The sequence below is a fragment of the Sphingopyxis sp. genome (assembly GCF_036261875.1).
In the GTDB taxonomy this organism is placed as follows: Bacteria; Pseudomonadota; Alphaproteobacteria; order Sphingomonadales; family Sphingomonadaceae; genus Sphingopyxis.
In genome coordinates this window covers 75790-95668 of record NZ_DATAJZ010000040.1, presented here as the reverse complement: position 1 = coordinate 95668, position 19879 = coordinate 75790, and the positions used below count along the sequence as shown (strand labels likewise).

Here is a 19879-nt window from a genome sequence, read left to right as displayed (position 1 = left end):
GGGACCCGCAAAAGAGTTGCAAAGAGAGACTTGACCTCCTCCCCCCTTCCCCGCCACGGTTCCGGCGAGGGAGAGACATATGAAATCCATCGCCACGCTCGCGGCGCTGCTGCTGATCGCCGCGCCCGCCACCGCCGAGGAGGCGACGCTCTATCGCGGCGGGACGATCATCACGATGGACGGCGATTCGCCGCACATGGTCGAGGCGGTCGTCGCGAAGGACGGCCGGATCGCCTTCGCGGGCGACGAAAAGGCCGCGCGCACCGCCGCGGGCAAGGACGCGGCGATCCACGACCTGAAGGGCGCGACGATGCTCCCCGGCTTCGTCGATGCCCATTCGCACTTCGCGGTCGCGATGCAGATGGCCGACGGGCTCGACCTCTGGGACAAGGCGCTGCCGCCCGTCACCGACATCCCTTCGCTGCAAGGCGTCATCCGCGATTATATCGCGCGCAAGGCGATCCCGAAGGACGGCTGGGTGATCGTCTGGCAATATGATCATGAAAAGCTCGCCGAAAAGCGCCACATCACCCGCGCCGAGCTCGACGCGGTGGCGGCGGACCGCAAGATCGTCGTGCTCCACCAGTCGCTCCACGCGCTGGTCGCGAACAGCGCCGCGCTCGCCGCCGCGAAGCTCACCGACGCCAGCCAGCCGCCGCCGGGCGGGATGATGCTGCGCGATGCCGACGGGCATCTGAACGGCGTCCTGCTCGAAAAGTCGACCTTCCTGATGCTCGCCGCGATGCCCCAGCTCTCGCCCGAACAAAAGCTCGCGCGGCTCGACGCGGCGCAGCAGCGCTATTTCGCGGAGGGTTATACCCATGCACAGGACGGCGCGACGATGCCCGCCGACCTCGCCTTCTTCACCGGCCCCGCGGCGCGCCAGCACCTCAAGATCGACCTCGCGCTGCTGCCGCTCTACACCGGGCTCGACGCGCTGCTCGCGCGGCCCGACATCCGCTTCGGCCAATATGACGGCCATGTGAAATTGCAGGGGATCAAGGTCATCCTCGACGGGTCGGTGCAGGCACGCACCGGCTATTTCACCCGCGACTATGCACGCGGCGCCCCCGACGGCAGCCACCCGTGGCACGGCGCCCCGGCGATGGATCAGGCGGCGTTCGACGACCTCGCCAAAAAGGTCACCGATCGCGGCTGGCAGATCTTCGTCCACGCCAACGGCGACGCGGCGATCGATATGGCGATCAGGGGCTTCGACGCCGCCGGGATCAAGGCCGCCGACGACCGCCGCCCGATCGTCATCCACTCGCAATTCCAGCGCCGCGACCAGCTTGCCGATTACAAGCGCATCGGGGTCGGCCCCTCCTATTTCTCGAACCACGCCTGGTTTTGGGCCGACGTCCACCGCACCAATTTCCCGAAGGAGGTCGTCGATTTCATCAGCCCGCTGAAGTCAGCACGCGCGGCGGGGCTGATCCCGTCGAACCACAGCGACTATAGCGTCACGCCGCTCGACACGCGCTTCATGCTCTGGACCTCGATGGCGCGCGTCTCCCCGACCGGCGTCGTCAGCGGCCCCGACGAGCGGCTGGGCGCCTACGAAGGCCTACAGGCGCTCACCACCGGCCCGGCGTGGCAGGCGTTCGAGGAGAATCGCAAAGGCCGGATCAAGGCCGGGCTGCTCGCCGACTTCGTCATCCTCGACCGGAACCCGCTGACGACGCCGGTCGACGCGATCCGCGCCATCAAGGTGCTGGAGACGGTCAAGGAAGGACAGACGGTCTGGAAACGCGCCGACTGACCGCCCCGCGAAAGGCCGGCTCTATTCGGTGCAGAACCGCACGAACCGCGTGATCGCGTCCCGGCCCTTCGCCGTCGCCGCCATGTCGGTCGTTTCGCCCGACGCGGTCAGGCGTAGCCAGCCGTTGGCGGCGAACGCGCGGATGAGCGGCGAACCGCCCGCAATCTCCTCGGACGAGAAATAGGGCATTTCCTCGGCGTCGGCGGTGCCCTTGAGCTGCAGGCGGGCGTCGCCCGAGGTCAGTTCGATCGCGCTCAGTTCGGGATCGCCGCCGGTGATGCTCGCAAAAATCCGGTTTCCGCCTTCCTCGCAGGCGAACGCCAGCGGCTGGTCGTCGGTATCGGCGACTTCATAGGCCAGGACGGCACTTTGCGCCCGCTCCTCGTCGTCGACGCGCATCGTCCAGTCGTAGCCGTCGTTCACCGCGGGCGCCCTCCCGCCCGCGGCGGCAGGCGCCGCACCCATGGCGGCAAGAACCAGCAGCGCACCGGCCGAAAACCTGTTTCGCATCATCTCTTCGGCACCTCGTTCCGATTGCAATTCCAGTGTGTTAGCGATGACCGGAGGCGGGCAACCCGCCCGGATCGGCGGAAGCAGCCACAGCCGCCGGCGGCGCGGAATCGTCGACCTGCTGCCCCCGCACGTACCGGAAAATGCCCGGCATCGGCATCACCCGGTCGACTTCGGCCCCGGCCCAGTTGGGCCGCGTTCCGGCCGGCTTGAACGCCGGGCTTACGATCGCGTCGGCGGGCAGACGCGGGTCGCCGACCTCCGCCGCGCGAAGCAGGAACTGACTGGTCCCGGCGGGCAGGTCGAGCGAGGTCTTCGGCCGGTTCTCCTTGGGCGCGGCCCGAATCGCGTCGACCAGCGACAGCCGCAATTCGACGGGAACGATCTTGCCGGCCGGCGCCTCGAAAGAAACCGTCCCCAGGCAGGCGCAGACGTTCGCCTGACCATAGAAGAGATATTCGCCCGGCGGCACTTCCTGAAGATAGACCGAGCCCCCTTCCTTGCTGAACCGGTTCTGCGGCCCGAGCATCACCGAATGAACGCGCTCATATTCGGGAAATCCGAAATTGGCCTCGGTCGGTTCGACGGGTTCCTCGGGTTTCTTCATTCCCTTTGTCCAGCGCTTCATCTCGGCTTCCCAGCCGGCATGCCGCTTGACCCATTTGCCATGTTCCTTGGTCAGCGCCTCGGCGCGCCGCCGCGCGTGCGCCGCCGCCTGTTCCTCGCTGGGCAGCTGCATCAGCGTCGGCATGATCACGGAGTCGGCCTTGATCAGGATATAAGCCTTCGCCGGGTCGAGCGTCAGCGGCGCGGGCTTGTCGGCGACGGCCCGCGTCTGCCATTTTTCCTCGGGTTCGTCGGCCCAGACCGGCGTGATGGCGGCGAGGGCGACGGCGAGCATCGCCAGCGAACGAAGCGCGCTCACAGCCCGAGCTCCTTCGCCGCAGGGCGCGGGCCCGACGCGACCTTCGCCTGCTGCGCCAGCATCGCCTGGCGCTTGCCTTCCTCCTCGGCCGAAAAACCCTCCTCGAAATTGAATTCCTGCCACAGATCCTTTTGCAGGCCGAAGCGGGCATAATCCTTGTACCCCATGCAGCGGCGCATGTTGACGCGGCGCAGCCGCCGCTTTTCGGCCGAGCCGAAGATCGCGCTCATCATCGCGTTAGCGATCAGCCCGCCCGCCACGCCGGCGGCAGTATAGGTGTAGGGATAGGGCGCTTCCTGATAGCGATAGCCGCTCGACAGGCCGCGCGCGAAGCCGTCGCAATCGCGCAGGTCGGCGAGCGCCTCCTCAAAGCTCGTTCCGTCGCGATGAAAATAGAAATATTTATCGTAATCGGCCGCGTCCTCGGGCGTTTCCGCAAAGTCGAGTTTCGGCGTCGCCACCGTCGCCGGATCGGGAACGACCGTCATCGGATCGATCTTCGCTTCCTGCGCAGCCGCGGTTTCCGCCAGCATGGCGACCATCGCCACGCTCAGCACCATTTTCCTGATAGTCATCGTGCGCCCCCCCACTGCGGGGGCACGGCCGAATACGAATCGGCGCCTCCCCAACCCCCGTCAGGAATCGGAGCTGCAACAAGGGCGACCGCGACGCAAGCGCGATCGCTGCCATTTATTTCCTTTCACTCGCAGCGCCTTGACCCGCTATTCTCAGCCGAGCGCTTTCTTCAGCAGCTCGTTGACGACCTGCGGGTTGGCCTTGCCCTGCATCGCCTTCATCGTCTGCCCGACGAAAAAGCCGAACAAGGCTTCCTTGCCGCCCTTATACTGCTCGACCTTGTCGGCATTGGCAGCGAGCACCTTGGCGATCTCGGCCTCGATCGCGCCGGTGTCGCTCGTCTGCTTGAGGCCTTCGCGATCGACGATCGCCGCGGCGCCGTCCCCGCTTTCGAGCATCTTCTCGAACACCTGCTTGGCGATCGTCCCCGAAATCGTGCCGTCGGCGACGAGGCCGAGCAGCTCGGCGGCCTGCGCCGGGCTGACCGGCGATTCCGAAATGTCCTTGCCGAGCCGGTTGAGCGCGCCGAACAACTCGCTCGTCACCCAGTTCGCCGCCGCGACCGGCTTCGCGCCCGCTTCGAGCAAAGCGTCGAACCAGCGTGCCGCCTCGACCTCGGCGGTCAGCACGTCGGCGTTATACGGCGAAATCCCCGCCGCCAGATAGCGCGCGCGCTTGGCGTCGGGCAGTTCGGGCAAGGACTCGCGGCATTCCGCCAGAAACGCGTCGTCGAGGATCAGCGGCAGCAGGTCGGGATCGGGGAAGTAGCGGTAATCATGCGCATCTTCCTTCGACCGCATCGAGCGCGTCTCGTTGCGATCGGGGTCGTAGAGGCGCGTTTCCTGCACCACCGTGCCGCCGCTTTCGATCAACTCGACCTGGCGCTTCGCCTCGCCCTCGATCACCGCCATCACGAAGCGCACCGAATTGACGTTCTTCGTCTCGGTGCGCGTCCCGAACTCGTCGCCGGGCCTCCGCACGCTGACGTTGACGTCGGCGCGCATCGAGCCTTCCTCCATATTGCCGTCGCATGAGCCGACATAGCGCAGGATCGAGCGCAGCTTGCGCACATAGGCCCCCGCCTCGGCGGGCGAACGCATGTCGGGGCGCGAGACGATCTCCATCAGCGCGACGCCCGAGCGGTTGAGATCGACGTACGACATCGTCGGATGCTGGTCGTGCATCAGCTTGCCGGCATCCTGCTCGACATGGATGCGCTCGATCCCGATGCGCTTCGCTTCGGGCAGACCCGCCTTTTCATCGGCCTCGATCATCAGCGAACCTTCGCCGACAAGCGGATGATAAAGCTGCGAAATCTGATAGCCCTGCGGCAGATCGGCATAGAAATAATTCTTGCGGTCGAACCGCGACCATGTGTTGATCTCGGCCTCGATCGCCATCCCCGTGCGCACCGCCTGACGGATGCACTCGCGGTTCGGCACCGGCAGCATGCCGGGCATCGCGGCGTCGACGAGCGACACCTGCGTGTTCGGCTCCGCCCCGAACGCCGTCGCGGCGCCCGAGAACAGCTTGGCGTTGGAGGTCACCTGCGCATGGACCTCGAGGCCGATCACGACCTCCCACTCGCCGGTTTCGCCCTTGATGCGGTATTCAGTCATTATGCCATCCAACTTGTGTCACGCTTCGGCATCGGTCCACGGTTTCGCTTGCTGGACGTGGACACTGCGAAGGTGATCTTGCTAATTGCTTCGTCCTGCGAGCCCTTCTTGCTCTCAGCACTAAAAACCTGAATTCGAAGCCCGCCGCCGACTTCCGAGTTCTTCGTGGCTTTAACAGCAACTTCGAACTCAATTTGGTCGGGGATATCGAATTCGTGACTGTCCGAAGTCGCAGCGCCAACGCCGCTGGCAATCGCGTTCAACGTCGATGTGACGAATGCCGCCAGTTCGTCGTTGTTGATGGTTTCGCTCACCACCATTTCTCCGCCCGCGCCGTGAACCCGGCGCGTTCCTCGATCGCCAGCCCCGCGTTCAGCACGCCCTGCTCGTCGAAGGCCTTGCCGATGATCTGCAACCCAAGCGGCAGCCCTTCGCGGTTCAGCGCCGCGGGGACCGACATCGCGGGCAGCCCCGCGAGGCTCGCGGGCACCGCGAATACGTCGTTGAGGTACATCGCCAGCGGATCGGCGGTCTTTTCGCCCAGCCCGAACGCCGCCGAGGGCGCGGTCGGCGCGAGGATCACGTCGCAGCTTGCAAATGCCTGTTCGAAATCGCGCGCGATCAGCGTCCGCACCTTCTGCGCCTGCGTGTAATAAGCGTCGTAGAAGCCCGCCGACAGCACATAGGTGCCGATCATGATCCGGCGCTTGACCTCGGGCCCGAAGCCGTCGGCGCGCGTCGCGGCGTACATGTCCTGCAGTCCCGCGCCCTGCGGCAGATCGCGCAAACCATAACGCACGCCGTCGTAGCGCGCGAGGTTCGACGAGGCTTCGGCGGGCGCGATGATATAGTAAGCGGGCAGCGCATATTTGGTGTGCGGCAGGCTGATTTCGACGACCTCGGCCCCCGCATCCTTCAGCATCGCGATCCCGGCATCCCACATCGCGTCGATGTCGGGGTCGATGCCCTCCAGCCGATACTCCTTGGGAATACCGACCGTCTTGCCCTTGAGATCGCTTGACAAAGCCGCTTCCCAATTCGGCACGGGCAAATCGAGACTTGTCGCATCCTTGGGATCGAAGCCCGCCATATTTTCGAGCATGATCGCGCAGTCGCGCACGTCGCGCGCCATCGGTCCCGCCTGGTCGAGCGAGCTCGCGAAGGCGACGATGCCCCAGCGCGAGCAGCGGCCATAGGTCGGCTTGATCCCCGAAATGCCGGTAAAGGCCGCAGGCTGGCGGATCGAGCCGCCGGTGTCGGTCCCCGTCGCCGCGGGGCAGAGCCGCGCCGCGATCGCCGACGAACTGCCGCCCGACGACCCGCCCGGCGCGAGCGCGGCATTACCGCCATCGTTGCGCCGCCACGGGCTGATCACATTGCCGAAGTATGAGGTCTCGTTCGACGATCCCATCGCGAACTGGTCGAGGTTCAGCTTCCCCAGCATGCCCGCGCCCGCATCCCACAATTTCTGCGACACGGTCGATTCATAGCGCGGCACGAAACCTTCGAGCATATGGCTCGCGGCGGTCGTCTGGACGCCGTTGGTCGCGAACAGATCCTTCATGCCGATCGGCACGCCCGACAGCGGCTTCAGCGCGCCAGCCGCGCGGCCGGCGTCGGCCGTCTTCGCCGCCGCCAGTGCAAGCTCGGGCGTCTCGACGATGAACGCGTTGAGCGCCTTCGCGCCCGCGACATTGGCGTTGAACGCCTCCGCGACCTCGACGGCGCTGAAATCGCCCGCGCGGTGCCCGTCGCGGATCTGCGCGACGGTCAGGTTGGTAAGCTCGGTCATTATTCGATCACCTTGGGAACGCCGAAAAAGCCGTGCTGCGGCGCAGGCGCGTTCGCGAGAATATCGTCGCGGCGGTTGCCGCCGGTCAGCGGATCGGCGTCGACGACATCGTCGCGCAGCCGCAGCGTGTTGGGAATCACCGCCGTCATCGGCTCGACCCCGGTCACATCGACCTCGCCGAGTTGCTCGACCCAGCCGAGGATGCCGTTCAATTCGCCTTCCATCGCCGCGGCTTCGGCATCGCTGATCGCGATGCGCGCCAGCGACGCTATTTTCCTGACTGTTGCCTGATCGATTGCCATCATTATCGCCTTATCGGGAGAAGCTGGGCCGCTAGCATTGTGTCCGGCGCGCTTCAAGCGGCGGCAGCGCCGATGGCTATGGGAAATCGTCGCCCAGCGGCTTGCCGTTCACGAACAACTGGCGCCGCGTCACCGGGCGCACCTCGACCGTCGCCTTCGCCAGATCCGCGGCGGTCCCCAGCATGGCGGGCGCAAGGCTCGGCGGATGCTCGTCATATTGGCGCCATTGGCGAGTGGCGGGCATCCGCTGGAACAGGGTAACATGATCGCCGAGCCGCGCCACCACGATCTGGTTATCGTCCAGCCGATAGGCGATGCAGGGCTGGCTCAGGCAATATCCGCTCTCGTCGATCGCGGCATAGGCGTCGGGCGCCAGCGCCGCCCCCACCGGCAGGACGCGCAGCTTGTCCTCGATCTTCTTTGCGGCCACGGCAACGTCGGCGCCATACCGCCCCCCTGCCCCCGGCACGGCGCTGCGATATTTCGCCTTGAGCGCCATTTTTGCCAGGCCGGCGCGGTCCTGTTGCGGCGATCGGGCCAGCGCCTCTAGCGCGCGGCGCCCGGCGGGCCCGAAATCGAAGGCCATCGCCGCCCAGTCGAACCGCTGCGCCGACACCGCCCCCGACTTCAGCCGCGCAAGCTGGTCGCGCGTCGAGATCGCGCCGAAATCCACGACCGGCAGCGCCAGGATCAGCGCCAGCAGCATCAGCCCGATCGCCAGTTTCTGCTGCAACGGCCGCAAGAGATCGTCGAAATCCCGCCGCCCGCGCACCACCGACCACAGCCCCGCCGCACCATAGGCGAGCGCGATCGCCGCCGCGATCACGCCCCACAAACGCTCGGGGGTCCAGCCATATTGCCCCACGCGCAGAGACATCGAATAAAAGGCGATCGCCGCCAGCGGCAGCACCGCGGCGACCAGCGCCGCCGCCGCGACGTGCAGCAGGCGATTGTTCGCGCGCTCGTCGCGCCCACTGCCGACCGCCGCATTGGCGAGCAGCACCGCGAAGGCGGCGGCCGCCATCATCAGCGCCGCGGTCGAAAAGCCCGATTCCCACAGCGGCGTCAGCCCGGTGCCGATCAGCGAGAGCAGGAACAGCAGCAGTGCGGCCGCCAGCACCGGCGCCAGCACCGCCAGCACGATCATCACCAGCCGCTGCAGGGTCGCGACCAGCTTGTCGCGTTCGCGGAGCAACCCCACCGCGCCGCCGAACGCCGCGCCCGCAAGCATCCAACCGAACCATTCGTCATTGAGCAGATCGAAGATCAGATTGATCCCGATCAGCTTGAACATCTGCCCGATCAGCACGATCAGCAAAAAGGTCACGCCGACGAACGCCAGTCCCGCCGCGCCGATCACCGCATCGGCCCAGGCGTGGCTGTGCAGCCGCGCATAGGGCATGTCCCACAACTTCCAGAAACGCCAGTCGGGCGCGACGTCGCGCCGCGTCTGGAACAGCGGCGTCGCGACGAGCACGGCGAGCATCCCCGACCAGAAGGGCCATTCGAACGGCGATCCGCCGACATTATAGCCCGCCGAATGCCAGGCGATCAGCCCGATGACGGCGCCCCACGCCAGCGCGAACCCCGCCGCCCAATGCCAGCGCCGCCGCTCGACCCCGAGCAGGAAGACGACGGTCGCAACCGCGACGAACGCCGCGAGCGCGTCGCGGCCCGGCGCGCTTTGAGAACGGTCGATCAGCAGATGAAAGATCAGCCCCTCGACCGTGCCGACCAGCGCCATGATCCACGGCCGCAGCGGCCAGGGCGGGTCACTGTCGTCGAGCCGTGCCGAAAGACGGGGCGAATCGGGAGCGGACGGGCTTGCGGGCGCATCGGTCATGCACGACGTCTACCTTTTCTATTCGTCATGCTGAACTTGTTTCGGAACAGCGACGCAGTTTGAAGAGTAGAGTGCAATCTCGTTTTCTTCGTCACCCCGTACTTGATCCGGGGTCCCGCTCAGCAACGCGGGGAAAGCGGGGCCCCGGATCAAGTCCGGGGTGACGGAGTCGAAACACGCCCCATCGCCATGGAAACGAAGTCAATATGACGGGGCATTTGAAGGCGCGGTCGCGAATAGCTAGATAGCGCTCAAATCCTCTCCCATGGAGCCCCCCTTTGGCCCGCAAATTCCTCTATGCCATCGCCGCGATCATTCTCCTCATCCTCGGGGTCGGGATCGCCTATCAGCTCAATCCCGGCTGGTTCGGCCGCGTCGCCTTCGTGCCGAGCACCGAATTCGTCGAACAGACCGTCGCCGCGCCGAACACCTATGACGATCCCAAAATGTGGTTCGCGCGCCCCGGCCTCGACGCCGACCCGTCAGACTGGCGCCCGCCCGCGACCGACGAAACCGCTCCGGCAAAGGACGCCTCCGGCAAACTGATCCCGCCCGCCAAGGCCGCGGCCCCCGCCGACGCCGCCGAAGCGGCCTTTCCCAGGGGCGACGCCGCGATCTTCTTCGTCCACCCGACGAGCTATTACAGCAAGGCGAGCTGGAATGCCCCGCTCGACGATGCCGACGCCAATTACCGCGCCAAATTGTTCATGCAGGGCATGGCGAGCGCGTTCGGCGACGCGGGTCAAGTGTGGGCGCCGCGCTACCGCCAGGCGACGCTCGGCGCCTTCCTCGCCGAGGATCGCGTCACCGCGGGCAAGGCGATCGACGCCGCCTATCGCGACGTCGAGCAGGCGTTCGACGCCTTCGTCGCTTCGATCCCGAAGAACAAGCCGATCATCCTCGCGGGGCACAGTCAGGGCGCGCTGCATATCGAAATGCTGATCAAGAACCGGATCGCGGGCACCCCGCTCGCGAAGCGGATCGTCGCGGCCTATGTGATCGGCTGGCCGATCAGCCTCGACACCGACATGGAAGCGCTCGGCCTTCCCGCCTGCCAGACGCCCGAGCAGAAGGGCTGCATCCTGAGCTGGGCGACCTTCGCCGAGCCCGCCGACACGGCGATGGTCACCGGCGCCTATGACGGCACGATCGGCTTCGACGGCCGCCCGCGCGCGGGGACGCGGATGCTCTGCACCAATCCGCTCACCGGCATTCCCGACACCACCGCCGGCCCCGACGCCAATATCGGCACGCTGAAGCCGAGCGCGGGGTTCAAGGCGGGGACGCTGATCGCGGGCAAGGTTGGTGCCCAGTGCGACGCCGATCGCGGCTTTCTGCTGATCGGCGACGCCGACGCGGCAAAGAATTATGTCGTCGCGGGCTATGTGCTCCCGGGCAATAATTACCACGTTTACGACATCACCCTCTTCTGGGCGAACGTCCGCGCCGACGCGCTGCGGCGTCTGGCGACCTATGAAGGCAAGCCCTCGCCGGTGCCGCCCCCGGCGGCGCCGGTTGCGGCAGCGGCGCCCCCTTCTCCTCCCTCGTCACCCCGGACTTGATCCGGGGTCCCGCTCTCGCCCATGGCCTCCAATCCGTTCGTGTCGAGCGAAGTCGAGACACCCCAAAGGCGTGCGCTGCCGATGGGCGTCTCGACTTCGCTCGACACGAACGGTTAGAGAGGTTTTGATGATCACCACCCTCGCCCCCGATTTCGCCGCCGCGCTGCCGAACGGCGGCCGCCTCGCGGGGCTCGACGTCGGAACCAAGACGATCGGCGTCGCGCTCTGCGACGCCGGGTGGAGCTTCGCGAGCCCCGACAAGACGATCCTCCGCAAGAAATTCTCGGTCGATCTCGAAGCGCTGAAGACATTGATCGCGGCGCAATCGGTCGTCGGCCTCGTCGTCGGGCTTCCGCTCAACATGGACGGCACCGACAGCCCGCGGACCCAGAGCACCCGCGCCTTCGCGCGCAACCTCTCCCCGCTCGGCCTGCCCGTCCTGCTCTGGGACGAGCGCTGGTCGACCGCTGCCGTCGAACGCGCGATGATCGCCGCCGACGTCAGCCGCGCCAAGCGCGCCGAGCGGGTCGACAGCGCGGCGGCGGCCTTCATCCTGCAAGGCGCGATCGACGCGATGACGCGCTGATCCTCCCCGGAACGGGGAGGGGGACCACCCGCAGGGTGGTGGAGGGGCAGGTGCGGCCGAATCCTGCGCGCGATCAGGCGCTGCGCAAACCTCCTGTGCCCCTCCACCGCCTTCGGCGGTCCCCCTCCCCGTTCCGGGGAGGATCATGCTTGCGATTATCGCAACTCCTGCGTAGAGGCTCGGCTTTAATGACAAGCGCAACGATCCGACCCGCCAGCGACTATCCGCCCGGCGGCGATGCCTTTCGCCATCGCCACCTCACCGGCATCGCCCAGCTCACCCCGTGGGAAATCTCCTACGTCCTCGACGCCGCCGAACAGTGGGTCGAAATGAACCGCAGCGGCGCCGCCAAGCACGACGATCGCCTCGCCGGGCTCACCATCATCAACGCCTTTTTCGAAAATTCGACCCGCACCTTGCTGTCGTTCGAGATCGCCGGAAAGCGCCTCGGCGCCGACGTCGTCAACATGCACGCCGCGCAGTCGAGCGTGAAGAAGGGCGAGACGCTGATCGACACCGCGATGACGCTGAACGCGATGCGCGCCGACGCGATCGTCATCCGCCATGCGAGCTCGGGCGCGGTGCAGCTCATCGCCGACAAGGTCGACTGCCCGGTCCTCAACGCGGGCGACGGCCGCCACGAGCATCCGACGCAGGCGTTGCTCGACGCGCTCACCATCCGCCGCCGCAAGGGCAAGGTCGAGGGGCTGACCGTCGCGATCTGCGGCGACGTGCTGCACAGCCGCGTCGCACGCTCGAACATCCTCGCGCTCACCCTGCTCGGCAACGAGGTGCGCGTCGTCGCGCCGCCGACGCTGATCCCGCCCGCGATCGAACGGATGCACGTCCTCCCCTTCTCCGACATGGACGAAGGGCTGAAGGATGCCGACGTCGTGATGATGCTCCGCCTCCAGAACGAGCGCATGGACGGGGCCTACCTCCCCAGCCCGCGCGAATATCACGCGCTCTACGGCCTGACCCCGAAGCGCCTCGAACGCGCGAAGCCCGACGCGATCGTCATGCACCCCGGCCCGATGAACCGCGGGGTCGAGATCGACAGCAGCGTCGCCGACGATCCCGCGCGCTCGACGATCACCGAGCAGGTCGAAATGGGCGTCGCGGTGCGCATGGCGTGCCTCGACATCCTGACGCGCCGCAAGCGGGGAGTGCCGGGATGGAACTGACCCCGCTCCTGATCGCAAACGCGCGCCTGCTAGGCGGCGAAAGCGCAAGCCTGCTCGTCGTGGACGGCCGCATCGCCGCGCTGAACCCGAGTGAAGCGCCAGAAGGCACGGAAACCATCGATGCCAGGGGCCAGTGGCTCGCCCCCGGCATCATCGACCTCGGCGTCTTCGCGACCGACAAGCCCGCCTTTCATTTCGGCGGCATCACCCGCGCCGCGCTGATGCCCGACAGCGGCCCGCTCGACGGCGCCGGGCTGGTCGAACGAGCGGCGAAGGGCGGCAAGCCCGACCTTTGGGTTCACCCGCTCGCCGCCGCGACCAAGGGACTCGCGGGCCAGGAGCTCGCCGAGATCGGGCTGATGAAACAGGCGGGCGCGCGCGCCGTCGCCACCGGCCGCGCGCGCATCGCCGACGCGGGCGTGATGCGCCGCGTCCTCGCTTACGCCGCCGCGCTCGGCCTCACCGTCATCGCCCATGCCGAGGACGAAGGGCTGACTGTCGGCGCCGTCGCGACCGATGGCGAGATGGCGACCCGGCTCGGCCTCGCTTCGGCGCCCGCGATCGCGGAGGCGATGGCGATCGCGCGCGACCTGATGCTCGCCGAGGAAACCGGCGCCGCGATCCATTTCCGCCAGGTCACCACCGCGCGCGGGCTGGACCTGATCCGCGACGCCAAGGCCCGCGGCCTATGCGTCACCTGTGGCATCACCCCGGCGCATCTCTTCCTCTCCGACACCGCGATCGGCGATTTCCGCACCTTCGCGCGCCTGTCGCCGCCGCTGCGCAGCGAGGACGACCGCCACGCCTGCCTCGCCGCCGTCGCCGACGGCACGATCGACGTCCTCGCCTCGGGCCACGACCCGCGCGGGCCGGAGGACAAGCGCCTTCCCTTCGCCGAGGCCGCGCCCGGCATGGCGGGGGCCGAGACCCTGCTCGCGATGGGCCTTCAGCTCGTCCGCGACGGCCATGTCACCCCCGCCCGCCTCTTCGACCTCCTCGCCGCCAACCCGGCCAAGCTGCTCGGCCTCGACGCCGGCCGCCTCGAGCCGGGACTGGAAGCCGACCTGATCCTGATCGACGAGGGCACGCCGTGGCAGGTCGATGCGAAGAAGATGGCGGCCTATGCAGGCAATACCCCCTTCGACGGCATGCCGGTTCAGGGCCGCGCGACGATGCTGTGGAAGGGCGGCCAGCGCATCCGCTGATCGGGCACGCTGATCGGGTGCATAGGGATTTTCATTTTCTCCGTCACCCCGGACTTGATCCGGGGTCCCGCTTTCAAGCGGTGTAGAGCGGGACCCCGGATCAAGTCCGGGGTGACGAGGGACGGATGGATCCTCCACAATCCCACGCTTTAGAAGTTCTTGAGAACTCCATGAAGACACGCCCCATCCCAACCGCCTAAATCGGCGCCGTTGGATATTCGAGGGGAAATCTCATGCGCTTTTCGACCCAATTCTCCCGCCTCGTCCTGAGCGGCATGCTTGCGGCGGCACTCGCTGCCTGTTCGGGACCGGGCGATCAGGGAGCGGCTTCTGCCGATGCCGCGACAACCGACGGCGCCCCCGGCGCTCCGGCCACGGTCGCGGCGAAACCGGCGAGCGGTCCCGCCGGTTGGACGCTGCCGATGCGGGCCAGCAGCCTTGCCGCAAGCGACTATGACGCGATCATGAAGACGGCCGGCTTCAAGAAGTTCGGCAAGGTCTGGGCGGCCGATGCGGATTCGGCAAAGGAAGGCTGCAGCGCCGGAATCGACGACAGCCAGTTTGCAAGCGAACCGTCGATCCGCGACCTCAACGGCGACGGCAATCCCGAAGTCGTCGTCAGCGACTCCGGCCTTTATTGCTATGGTAACACGGAGCGGGGATTTGCGATCGTGAGCTGGACCGGCAGCGGCTGGAAGCCGTTGATCAACAGCTCGGGCATTCCGATGTTCGTCCCGCGCAAGGGCTCGCCGTGGCCCGATATCGAGATCGGCGGTCCCGGCTTCTGCTTCCACCGCGCGCGCTGGTCGGGCAAGGATTATTCGGGCGACGGCGGCTGGTTCGACGACGGCAAGCCGTGCAAGAGCCCGGAGGAACGCGACCGGGAGGAACAGGCCGCGATGACGGCTCCCGCCCCTGCGGCGCCCGGGGGCCAGCCGAAGATGGTCGCGGGCCTCCCCGTCCCGCTCGGCTTTTACGTCATCGGAACGAAGTGCGCGGGCGCAACGGCGAACGACGGCATCGTGATCACGCCGGCTTATTGGCAGGACATCGACGGTGATTATGCCATCAAGCCGGTCAAGAATCTCGGCGGCGGCAGATACAAGCTCGGCGACGCGGCCGACGTCGTGCAGGTTACAGGACCGCGCAGCTTCATTGCCGAACCCGGCGAGGAATATCAGCGCGTCTTCACCTGGTGTTCGGCGACCGCACCGCGATAGGCAAAAAAGAAGCCCGTCGGCGAACCGGCGGGCTTCAAGATAAACGGAACGATTATGGTGGATCATCCCGTGCTTGGGTCGCCCCGGATGATTGGCCGATCACCAAGACAATTTCGCTACCCGATCGGGTAGCATTGCATTTTTTTCCGCCGCATTGTTTGGTGCCCAAGGGCCGTCCTCGACGAATCCCGCCGCCGCTCCTTTCAGCCGGGGACGACAGTGCCGATCGATTCCGTTCCACAGCCTTCGCCCGATACCGACACCGCCGCCGAATGGGAGGTGCTGAACGAGTTGATCGGCCGCATCTATGATTCGGTGCTGCATCCCGAACGCTGGAACGACACGCTCGCGCGCATCACCGGCGCGCTCTGCCCGCTGCGCTGGGAGGCCGCTTTCATCCTGTGGGAAAGCACCAGCCCGCCGCGCGCGCGCTTCGTTGCCGCGACCGGGCTCGCCGCGGGCATCCAGGAAATCTACACCGCCGTCTATGCCGGCAACCACCCCTGGTCGCGCAAATTCCCGCGCTATGCGAACGGCAGCGTCGTCGACAGCTATGACATCATGACCCGCGAGGAATTCTACGAGTCCGAATTCTTTCGCAATTTCCTGAAACCCTATGGCATCGACCGGCTGATCGGGGTGCTGCTCGACCGGCGCGGCGGTGAACGGCTGGGACTGATGCTCCCCGGCCCCGGCGACCGCGATGCCGAGAAGCTGAAGCGCGGCCTGCGCATCCTCGCCCCGCATATCCAGCGCGCGATGCGGATCAGCGACCGCATCGCCTCGCTCGAACTTGCGGCGGGCGCCGCGCGCGCCGCCGCCGACGCCGCACCCTTCGCGATCTTCAGCCTCGACGAACAGCTCAACATCCTCGCGATGAACAGCCGCGCCGCGCGCTATGCAGAGGCGGGCTTCATCCGCCTTGGCGGCGACCGCTTTGCCTTCACCCACACCGCGAGCCAGAAGAAGCTGCTCGACCTCGCCGCCGGCCCCGCGCCCGCGGGCCTCGCCTTTCAGGCCGTGAACGAGTCCGGCGCCGAATGCCCGGTGCTCGCTGCGCGCATCACGCGTCAGTCGGCCGAACAGATCGGCGGCGTCCAGCTCGGCGCCGCGCTGGTCGTCACGCTCGGCAGTTCGCCGGGCGAGACGCCGGTGGTCGAGATCGACCGCGTCGCGCAATGGTTCGCCCTGACCCCCGCCGAAGCGCGCCTCGCCGTCGCGCTCGCGGCGGGGCAGACGCTCCAGGACTATGCCGCGCTCCGCGCCGTCAGCCTCAACGCCGCACGCTTCCTGCTCAAGGGCATCTTCCGCAAGACCGGCGCGACCAGCCAGGCCCAACTCGTCGCGACGCTGGCGCGGTTACCGGTGACGGCGGGCGGCTGATCTTTCGGAGCCCATTCCCTGCCTTCGTCATCCCGGGCTTGACCCGGGATCCCGCTTTCGGATTCAGGCCAGCGTATCGAACATATCGAGCCAGTCAGGATTGGCGCGTTCGATCAAGTCGAATTTCCATTGGCGATGCCAGCGCTTGAGACGTTTCTCATATCCGATGCAACCGACGATGTCGTCACCGCGCTCCGCCCAAACGAGCCTGATCAGCCCATATCGCGCGCAAAAGTCAGAGCCCTCGCCCTTTCGATGTTGATGGATGCGCGCGGCCAACTGCGCCGTGACACCGACATACATCGTGCCGCGATACCGATCGGCCATGATGTAGACCCAGCCGCCTCGCCCTTCCCGCGCCATTGGCAATGAATGAAAAAAGCGGGGCCCCGGGTCAAGCCCGGGGCGACGATAGATGAGTGGCCCTTCGACTGCCTGTCGCAAAAAGAAAAAGGGCGCGGCCCCGCAGCCGCGCCCCTCCCCTGTCCTCGCTTGCGCGAGGCCCCCAAATTCGGTCAGCGCGCCGCCATGCGCACCGGCTTGGCCGCCGCCGCCCACTGGATGCTTTCGCTGCCGCCCATCTGGCGGATGAAACACACCTGCCCCTTGGCCTTGAGTTCACCGCACAGCTTCGACGCATCGGCGCGGGTCGCAAGGCCGTTGACGGTCAGGCGATAGAAGGTGCGGCCGTTCACCACCGCGGCGTGGCTCGACGCCGGATAATTGCCGAGCATCGCGCTCCGCTGCTTCAGCACGCCCCATTTTTCCTTGGCGATGCCCAGGCTGTCATAGGCGCCGAGTTGTACCGCCCAGCCCGAGGGCTTTTTGGCGTCGAAAGCCATCGCCCGCGGCAGGATCTTCGTCGCCAGTTCGAGCGCTTGCCTTTGCGCCGGGCGGATCGCCTCGACATGGTCGCCCGCGACGCGCGGCGCGGCACGATAGGGTTTGGCGTCGGCCAGGATGATCTCGGCCGGCTTCGGCTGCGGCAGTTCGGTGACCGGCACCACGCCATTTTCGTCGCGCGCCGGCATCGGCAGTTCGACGGTGCGGATCGGGCTCGGCGCGGTCGAGGCCAGAACCGGGGCAGCCTCGACGGGCGGCGGCGGCGCAAAGGCCGCGACCGGCGCCGGGTCGGCGACGGGCGAGAGCGCGTCGGCGCTTGCCAGTTCGACGGGCGCATCGGCCGCCGCCATTTCGGTACCGCTGTAATTGCTCAGCGCCAGGCGCACCGGCATACCGGCATCGGCCCGCGCCGCGGTGCCGAGCAGGCTGGCGACGCGCATCCCGGCATCGGGCTGTTCGGCGAGCTTCGACCATTCGAGCATCCGCGCCTCGACCTTGTCGAGCGACAGGTCCTGCGCGGCGAGGACGCGCGCCTGTGCCCAGCGGCCCGACAGTGCGAACGCGAGCGCCAGATTCTGCCGCGTCCGCGCGGTGGCGTCGGGCGCCCGCGCGGCTTCGGTCAGCATATAGATCGCCGAATTACTGTCGCCGGTCAGCGCCAGCGCGAGCCCCATGTCCGACGCCGGAACGACGTTGAAATTGCGCTTCAGCAGGTCGTTTGCCTGATCATTCTTGCCCTGCGCGATATAGGCGAGAGTCAGCGCGATGACGGTGTTGCCGTCCTTCGCCCCCAGCTCCATCGCATCGCTCAGCGCCGAGGTCGCCGACGAAAAGCGCCCGTCGCCCAGATAGGCCTGGCCGAGCAGCGCGCGATAGGTCGCGTCGCGCGGGCTCGCGGCGACCGCGGCTTCGGCGAGCGCCACCGCCTTGGTCGGCTTGCCGGCCTCGAGCGCGTCGCGTGCCTTGTCGGCGGCTTTCGCGGCGGGCGCGGGCGCGCGGTTCGATTCGGGCGCGGCGTTCGCCATCTTCGCCATCCCGCTGCATCCGGTGACGACGCTCAGCGCGAAGCCCGAAACCGCGAGGTTCCTCAGCAATTTGCGGTTCATCGAAAGTCCCCCCATCTCGTTCAGGACGCCTGTGTCCGGCGCGCGGGCCGCGCCGCCGGCAAGCGGCTCGCCATCGCGTCGATCTCGGGCAGCGAGGCCAGATATTCGTCGAGCAGGTCGGTCAGGATGACCTGCGACGATCGGTTCGTCACCGCGCTCGCGAGGCGCAGGCGCAGGTGGCGCTCGGCGTCGAGGCGCAGCGTGAAGGCCGCCTTCTCGCGCGCCCGCAGCGCGCGCGGCGCGCGCTCCTTCTTCGCTTTCGGCGCGGGCCGCGTCTCGACCTTGCGCGCCACCGCAGCGACGCGGTCGAGCAAGGATTCCTGCTGGCGCACGATTTCGGGCACGTCGATCGCTTCCGGCGCCGCTTCGGGCTCGAACCCGGCGGCGAGCGCATCGGTCAGTTCGTGACCCGCCGACTCCTCGACCGCATGTTCGGCCTCCGCATTATGCGTCAGCACCGATCCGGCGAGCAGCGGCTTCAGGTCGACCATGCGCGCGGGTTCGGCGGCGGCATTCTGATCGGGATCGACGTCATAGCCCATGTCGTTCCAGCCAAGGTCGTCATAGCCTTCACCGGTCATCGGCGCGGCGGCGCCCATGCCCAGCGGGGCGCGGCGCATCGCGGGACGCGCGCCGCCCTTGCGGGCGAGCAGTCCGGCGGACAGCGAAGCGAGAGGTTTGGGTTCGCCCATCATTCCGCTCCCCTTACTGGCCGGCGATGCGGCGGCCGAAGCCACCGCCCATTGGGCGGACCGTGCCGTAACCCGGCTGCGCGGGCATCGGCGAGGAGAAGATGGTGCGGCGGAAATTCTTTTCGAGCCGGTCGTTGACATAGGTCCAGAGCTGGCGGATTTCCTCGGCCGAGCGGCCGTTGGGATCGACCTCCATCACCGTGCGGCCGTCGATCATCGACGCGGCATAGTCGGTGCGATGGTGCAGCGTGATCGGCGCCACGGTGCCGTGCTGCGACAGCGCGACCGCGGCCTCGCTGGTGATCTTCGCCTTGGGGGTGGCGCCGTTGACGACGAACACCAGCGGCTTGCCCGCGCGTTCGCACAGGTCAACGGTGGCGCCGACGGCGCGCAGGTCATGTGGGCTCGGCCGCGTCGGGACGATGATCAGCTCGGCGACGCCGATAACGCTCTGGATCGCCATGGTGATCGCGGGCGGGGTGTCGATGACCGCCAGCTTGAAGCCCTGCTGGCGCAGGATCTCGAGGTCGGAGGCGAGCCGCGCGACGGTGGTCTGCGCAAAGGCCGGAAGGTCGGTTTCGCGCTCGTTCCACCAGTCGGCGAGCGAGCCTTGCGGGTCGATATCGATCAGCACGACCGGCCCGGCGCCGGCAAGCTGCGCCTGCACCGCCAGGTGCCCCGACAGGGTGGTCTTGCCCGACCCGCCTTTCTGTGAAGCCAATGCCAAAACGCGCACTGATGTCCCCCTCGACAATCTGAAATCGGCGAC

General features: G+C 67.3%; 19 protein-coding genes. 7 read left to right on the top strand and 12 right to left on the bottom strand.

Annotated features, from left to right (window positions below; translation table 11 throughout):
- The first annotated feature begins 79 nt into the window (after positions 1 to 79).
- Entirely contained in the window at positions 80 to 1762 is a 1683-nt protein-coding gene (locus tag VHO04_RS17910; protein ID WP_329629563.1) for an amidohydrolase, read from the top strand.
- A gap of 21 nt (positions 1763 to 1783) precedes the next feature.
- Here the strand turns inward: VHO04_RS17910 and VHO04_RS17905 are convergent, their stop codons facing one another.
- The 8 genes from VHO04_RS17905 to VHO04_RS17870 all read right to left on the bottom strand — a co-directional run bounded on the left by VHO04_RS17905 (position 1784) and on the right by VHO04_RS17870 (position 9329).
- Positions 1784 to 2275, bottom strand: coding sequence for a hypothetical protein (locus VHO04_RS17905; protein WP_329629562.1), 492 nt, complete (start codon positions 2273 to 2275; stop codon positions 1784 to 1786).
- A gap of 37 nt (positions 2276 to 2312) precedes the next feature.
- Positions 2313 to 3197, bottom strand: coding sequence for a hypothetical protein (locus VHO04_RS17900; RefSeq protein WP_329629561.1), 885 nt, complete (start codon positions 3195 to 3197; stop codon positions 2313 to 2315).
- Positions 3194 to 3772: a hypothetical protein gene (locus VHO04_RS17895; RefSeq protein WP_329629560.1), complete on the bottom strand. Its 579-nt coding sequence runs from the start codon at positions 3770 to 3772 to the stop codon at positions 3194 to 3196. The genes VHO04_RS17900 and VHO04_RS17895 overlap by 4 nt, the downstream gene beginning before the upstream one ends.
- A gap of 153 nt (positions 3773 to 3925) precedes the next feature.
- Positions 3926 to 5392, bottom strand: a complete 1467-nt coding sequence (gene gatB / locus VHO04_RS17890; protein WP_329629559.1) for an Asp-tRNA(Asn)/Glu-tRNA(Gln) amidotransferase subunit GatB — start codon at positions 5390 to 5392, stop codon at positions 3926 to 3928.
- Positions 5392 to 5706: a trypco2 family protein gene (locus VHO04_RS17885; RefSeq protein WP_329629558.1), complete on the bottom strand. Its 315-nt coding sequence runs from the start codon at positions 5704 to 5706 to the stop codon at positions 5392 to 5394. Before VHO04_RS17885 ends, gatB begins: the two co-directional genes overlap by 1 nt.
- A complete protein-coding gene (gatA, locus tag VHO04_RS17880; RefSeq protein ID WP_329629557.1) occupies positions 5703 to 7184 on the bottom strand; it encodes an Asp-tRNA(Asn)/Glu-tRNA(Gln) amidotransferase subunit GatA in 1482 nt (493 codons plus the stop codon). Before gatA ends, VHO04_RS17885 begins: the two co-directional genes overlap by 4 nt.
- Positions 7184 to 7486: an Asp-tRNA(Asn)/Glu-tRNA(Gln) amidotransferase subunit GatC gene (gene gatC / locus VHO04_RS17875; protein WP_166939344.1), complete on the bottom strand. Its 303-nt coding sequence runs from the start codon at positions 7484 to 7486 to the stop codon at positions 7184 to 7186. The genes gatA and gatC overlap by 1 nt, the downstream gene beginning before the upstream one ends.
- Positions 7487 to 7562: 76 nt before the next feature.
- On the bottom strand, positions 7563 to 9329 hold the full coding sequence (locus tag VHO04_RS17870) for a DUF4153 domain-containing protein (protein ID WP_329629556.1): 1767 nt from the start codon (positions 9327 to 9329) through the stop codon (positions 7563 to 7565).
- A gap of 278 nt (positions 9330 to 9607) precedes the next feature.
- Between VHO04_RS17870 and VHO04_RS17865 the strand changes: the two genes are divergently transcribed.
- From VHO04_RS17865 to VHO04_RS17840, 6 genes are all read left to right on the top strand, one after another.
- Positions 9608 to 10891: a DUF3089 domain-containing protein gene (locus tag VHO04_RS17865; protein ID WP_329629555.1), complete on the top strand. Its 1284-nt coding sequence runs from the start codon at positions 9608 to 9610 to the stop codon at positions 10889 to 10891.
- A gap of 127 nt (positions 10892 to 11018) precedes the next feature.
- Positions 11019 to 11477, top strand: a complete 459-nt coding sequence (gene ruvX, locus VHO04_RS17860) for a Holliday junction resolvase RuvX (RefSeq protein WP_329629554.1) — start codon at positions 11019 to 11021, stop codon at positions 11475 to 11477.
- A 188-nt stretch (positions 11478 to 11665) separates the two neighbouring features.
- Positions 11666 to 12661, top strand: a complete 996-nt coding sequence (locus VHO04_RS17855; protein WP_329629553.1) for an aspartate carbamoyltransferase catalytic subunit — start codon at positions 11666 to 11668, stop codon at positions 12659 to 12661.
- Positions 12652 to 13866: a dihydroorotase gene (locus VHO04_RS17850; protein WP_329629552.1), complete on the top strand. Its 1215-nt coding sequence runs from the start codon at positions 12652 to 12654 to the stop codon at positions 13864 to 13866. The genes VHO04_RS17855 and VHO04_RS17850 overlap by 10 nt, the downstream gene beginning before the upstream one ends.
- A gap of 233 nt (positions 13867 to 14099) precedes the next feature.
- Positions 14100 to 15086: a hypothetical protein gene (locus VHO04_RS17845; RefSeq protein ID WP_329629551.1), complete on the top strand. Its 987-nt coding sequence runs from the start codon at positions 14100 to 14102 to the stop codon at positions 15084 to 15086.
- Positions 15087 to 15305: 219 nt separating this feature from the next.
- Positions 15306 to 16469, top strand: coding sequence for a helix-turn-helix transcriptional regulator (locus VHO04_RS17840; RefSeq protein WP_329629550.1), 1164 nt, complete (start codon positions 15306 to 15308; stop codon positions 16467 to 16469).
- A 63-nt stretch (positions 16470 to 16532) separates the two neighbouring features.
- Here VHO04_RS17840 and VHO04_RS17835 read toward each other — a convergent pair whose 3' ends face one another.
- The 4 genes from VHO04_RS17835 to VHO04_RS17820 all read right to left on the bottom strand — a co-directional run bounded on the left by VHO04_RS17835 (position 16533) and on the right by VHO04_RS17820 (position 19846).
- Positions 16533 to 16832 carry a GIY-YIG nuclease family protein gene (locus tag VHO04_RS17835; RefSeq protein ID WP_329629549.1) on the bottom strand — a complete coding sequence of 100 codons (300 nt, stop codon included), beginning with the start codon at positions 16830 to 16832 and terminating at the stop codon, positions 16533 to 16535.
- Between the two features lie 152 nt (positions 16833 to 16984).
- Positions 16985 to 18418, bottom strand: coding sequence for an SPOR domain-containing protein (locus tag VHO04_RS17830; RefSeq protein WP_329629548.1), 1434 nt, complete (start codon positions 18416 to 18418; stop codon positions 16985 to 16987).
- Positions 18419 to 18438: 20 nt separating this feature from the next.
- Positions 18439 to 19113 carry a hypothetical protein gene (locus VHO04_RS17825; RefSeq protein WP_414713136.1) on the bottom strand — a complete coding sequence of 225 codons (675 nt, stop codon included), beginning with the start codon at positions 19111 to 19113 and terminating at the stop codon, positions 18439 to 18441.
- A gap of 10 nt (positions 19114 to 19123) precedes the next feature.
- The gene (locus tag VHO04_RS17820; RefSeq protein ID WP_257543179.1) at positions 19124 to 19846 is read right to left on the bottom strand and encodes a ParA family protein; all 723 of its coding nucleotides are present in this window, start codon (positions 19844 to 19846) and stop codon (positions 19124 to 19126) included.
- Positions 19847 to 19879: the final 33 nt, after the last annotated feature.

Bases quoted from the DNA above. Each gene is read 5' to 3' on its own strand.
- VHO04_RS17910 (WP_329629563.1), top strand. From the start codon at position 80: ATGAAATCCATCGCCACGCTCGCGGCGCTGCTGCTGATCGCCGCGCCC.
- VHO04_RS17905 (WP_329629562.1), bottom strand. From the start codon at position 2,275: ATGATGCGAAACAGGTTTTCGGCCGGTGCGCTGCTGGTTCTTGCCGCC.
- VHO04_RS17895 (WP_329629560.1), bottom strand. From the start codon at position 3,772: ATGACTATCAGGAAAATGGTGCTGAGCGTGGCGATGGTCGCCATGCTG.
- gatB (WP_329629559.1), bottom strand. From the start codon at position 5,392: ATGACTGAATACCGCATCAAGGGCGAAACCGGCGAGTGGGAGGTCGTG.
- gatA (WP_329629557.1), bottom strand. From the start codon at position 7,184: ATGACCGAGCTTACCAACCTGACCGTCGCGCAGATCCGCGACGGGCAC.
- gatC (WP_166939344.1), bottom strand. From the start codon at position 7,486: ATGGCAATCGATCAGGCAACAGTCAGGAAAATAGCGTCGCTGGCGCGC.
- VHO04_RS17870 (WP_329629556.1), bottom strand. From the start codon at position 9,329: ATGACCGATGCGCCCGCAAGCCCGTCCGCTCCCGATTCGCCCCGTCTT.
- ruvX (WP_329629554.1), top strand. From the start codon at position 11,019: ATGATCACCACCCTCGCCCCCGATTTCGCCGCCGCGCTGCCGAACGGC.
- VHO04_RS17855 (WP_329629553.1), top strand. From the start codon at position 11,666: ATGACAAGCGCAACGATCCGACCCGCCAGCGACTATCCGCCCGGCGGC.
- VHO04_RS17850 (WP_329629552.1), top strand. From the start codon at position 12,652: ATGGAACTGACCCCGCTCCTGATCGCAAACGCGCGCCTGCTAGGCGGC.
- VHO04_RS17845 (WP_329629551.1), top strand. From the start codon at position 14,100: ATGCGCTTTTCGACCCAATTCTCCCGCCTCGTCCTGAGCGGCATGCTT.
- VHO04_RS17835 (WP_329629549.1), bottom strand. From the start codon at position 16,832: ATGGCGCGGGAAGGGCGAGGCGGCTGGGTCTACATCATGGCCGATCGG.
- VHO04_RS17830 (WP_329629548.1), bottom strand. From the start codon at position 18,418: ATGAACCGCAAATTGCTGAGGAACCTCGCGGTTTCGGGCTTCGCGCTG.
- VHO04_RS17825 (WP_414713136.1), bottom strand. From the start codon at position 19,113: ATGATGGGCGAACCCAAACCTCTCGCTTCGCTGTCCGCCGGACTGCTC.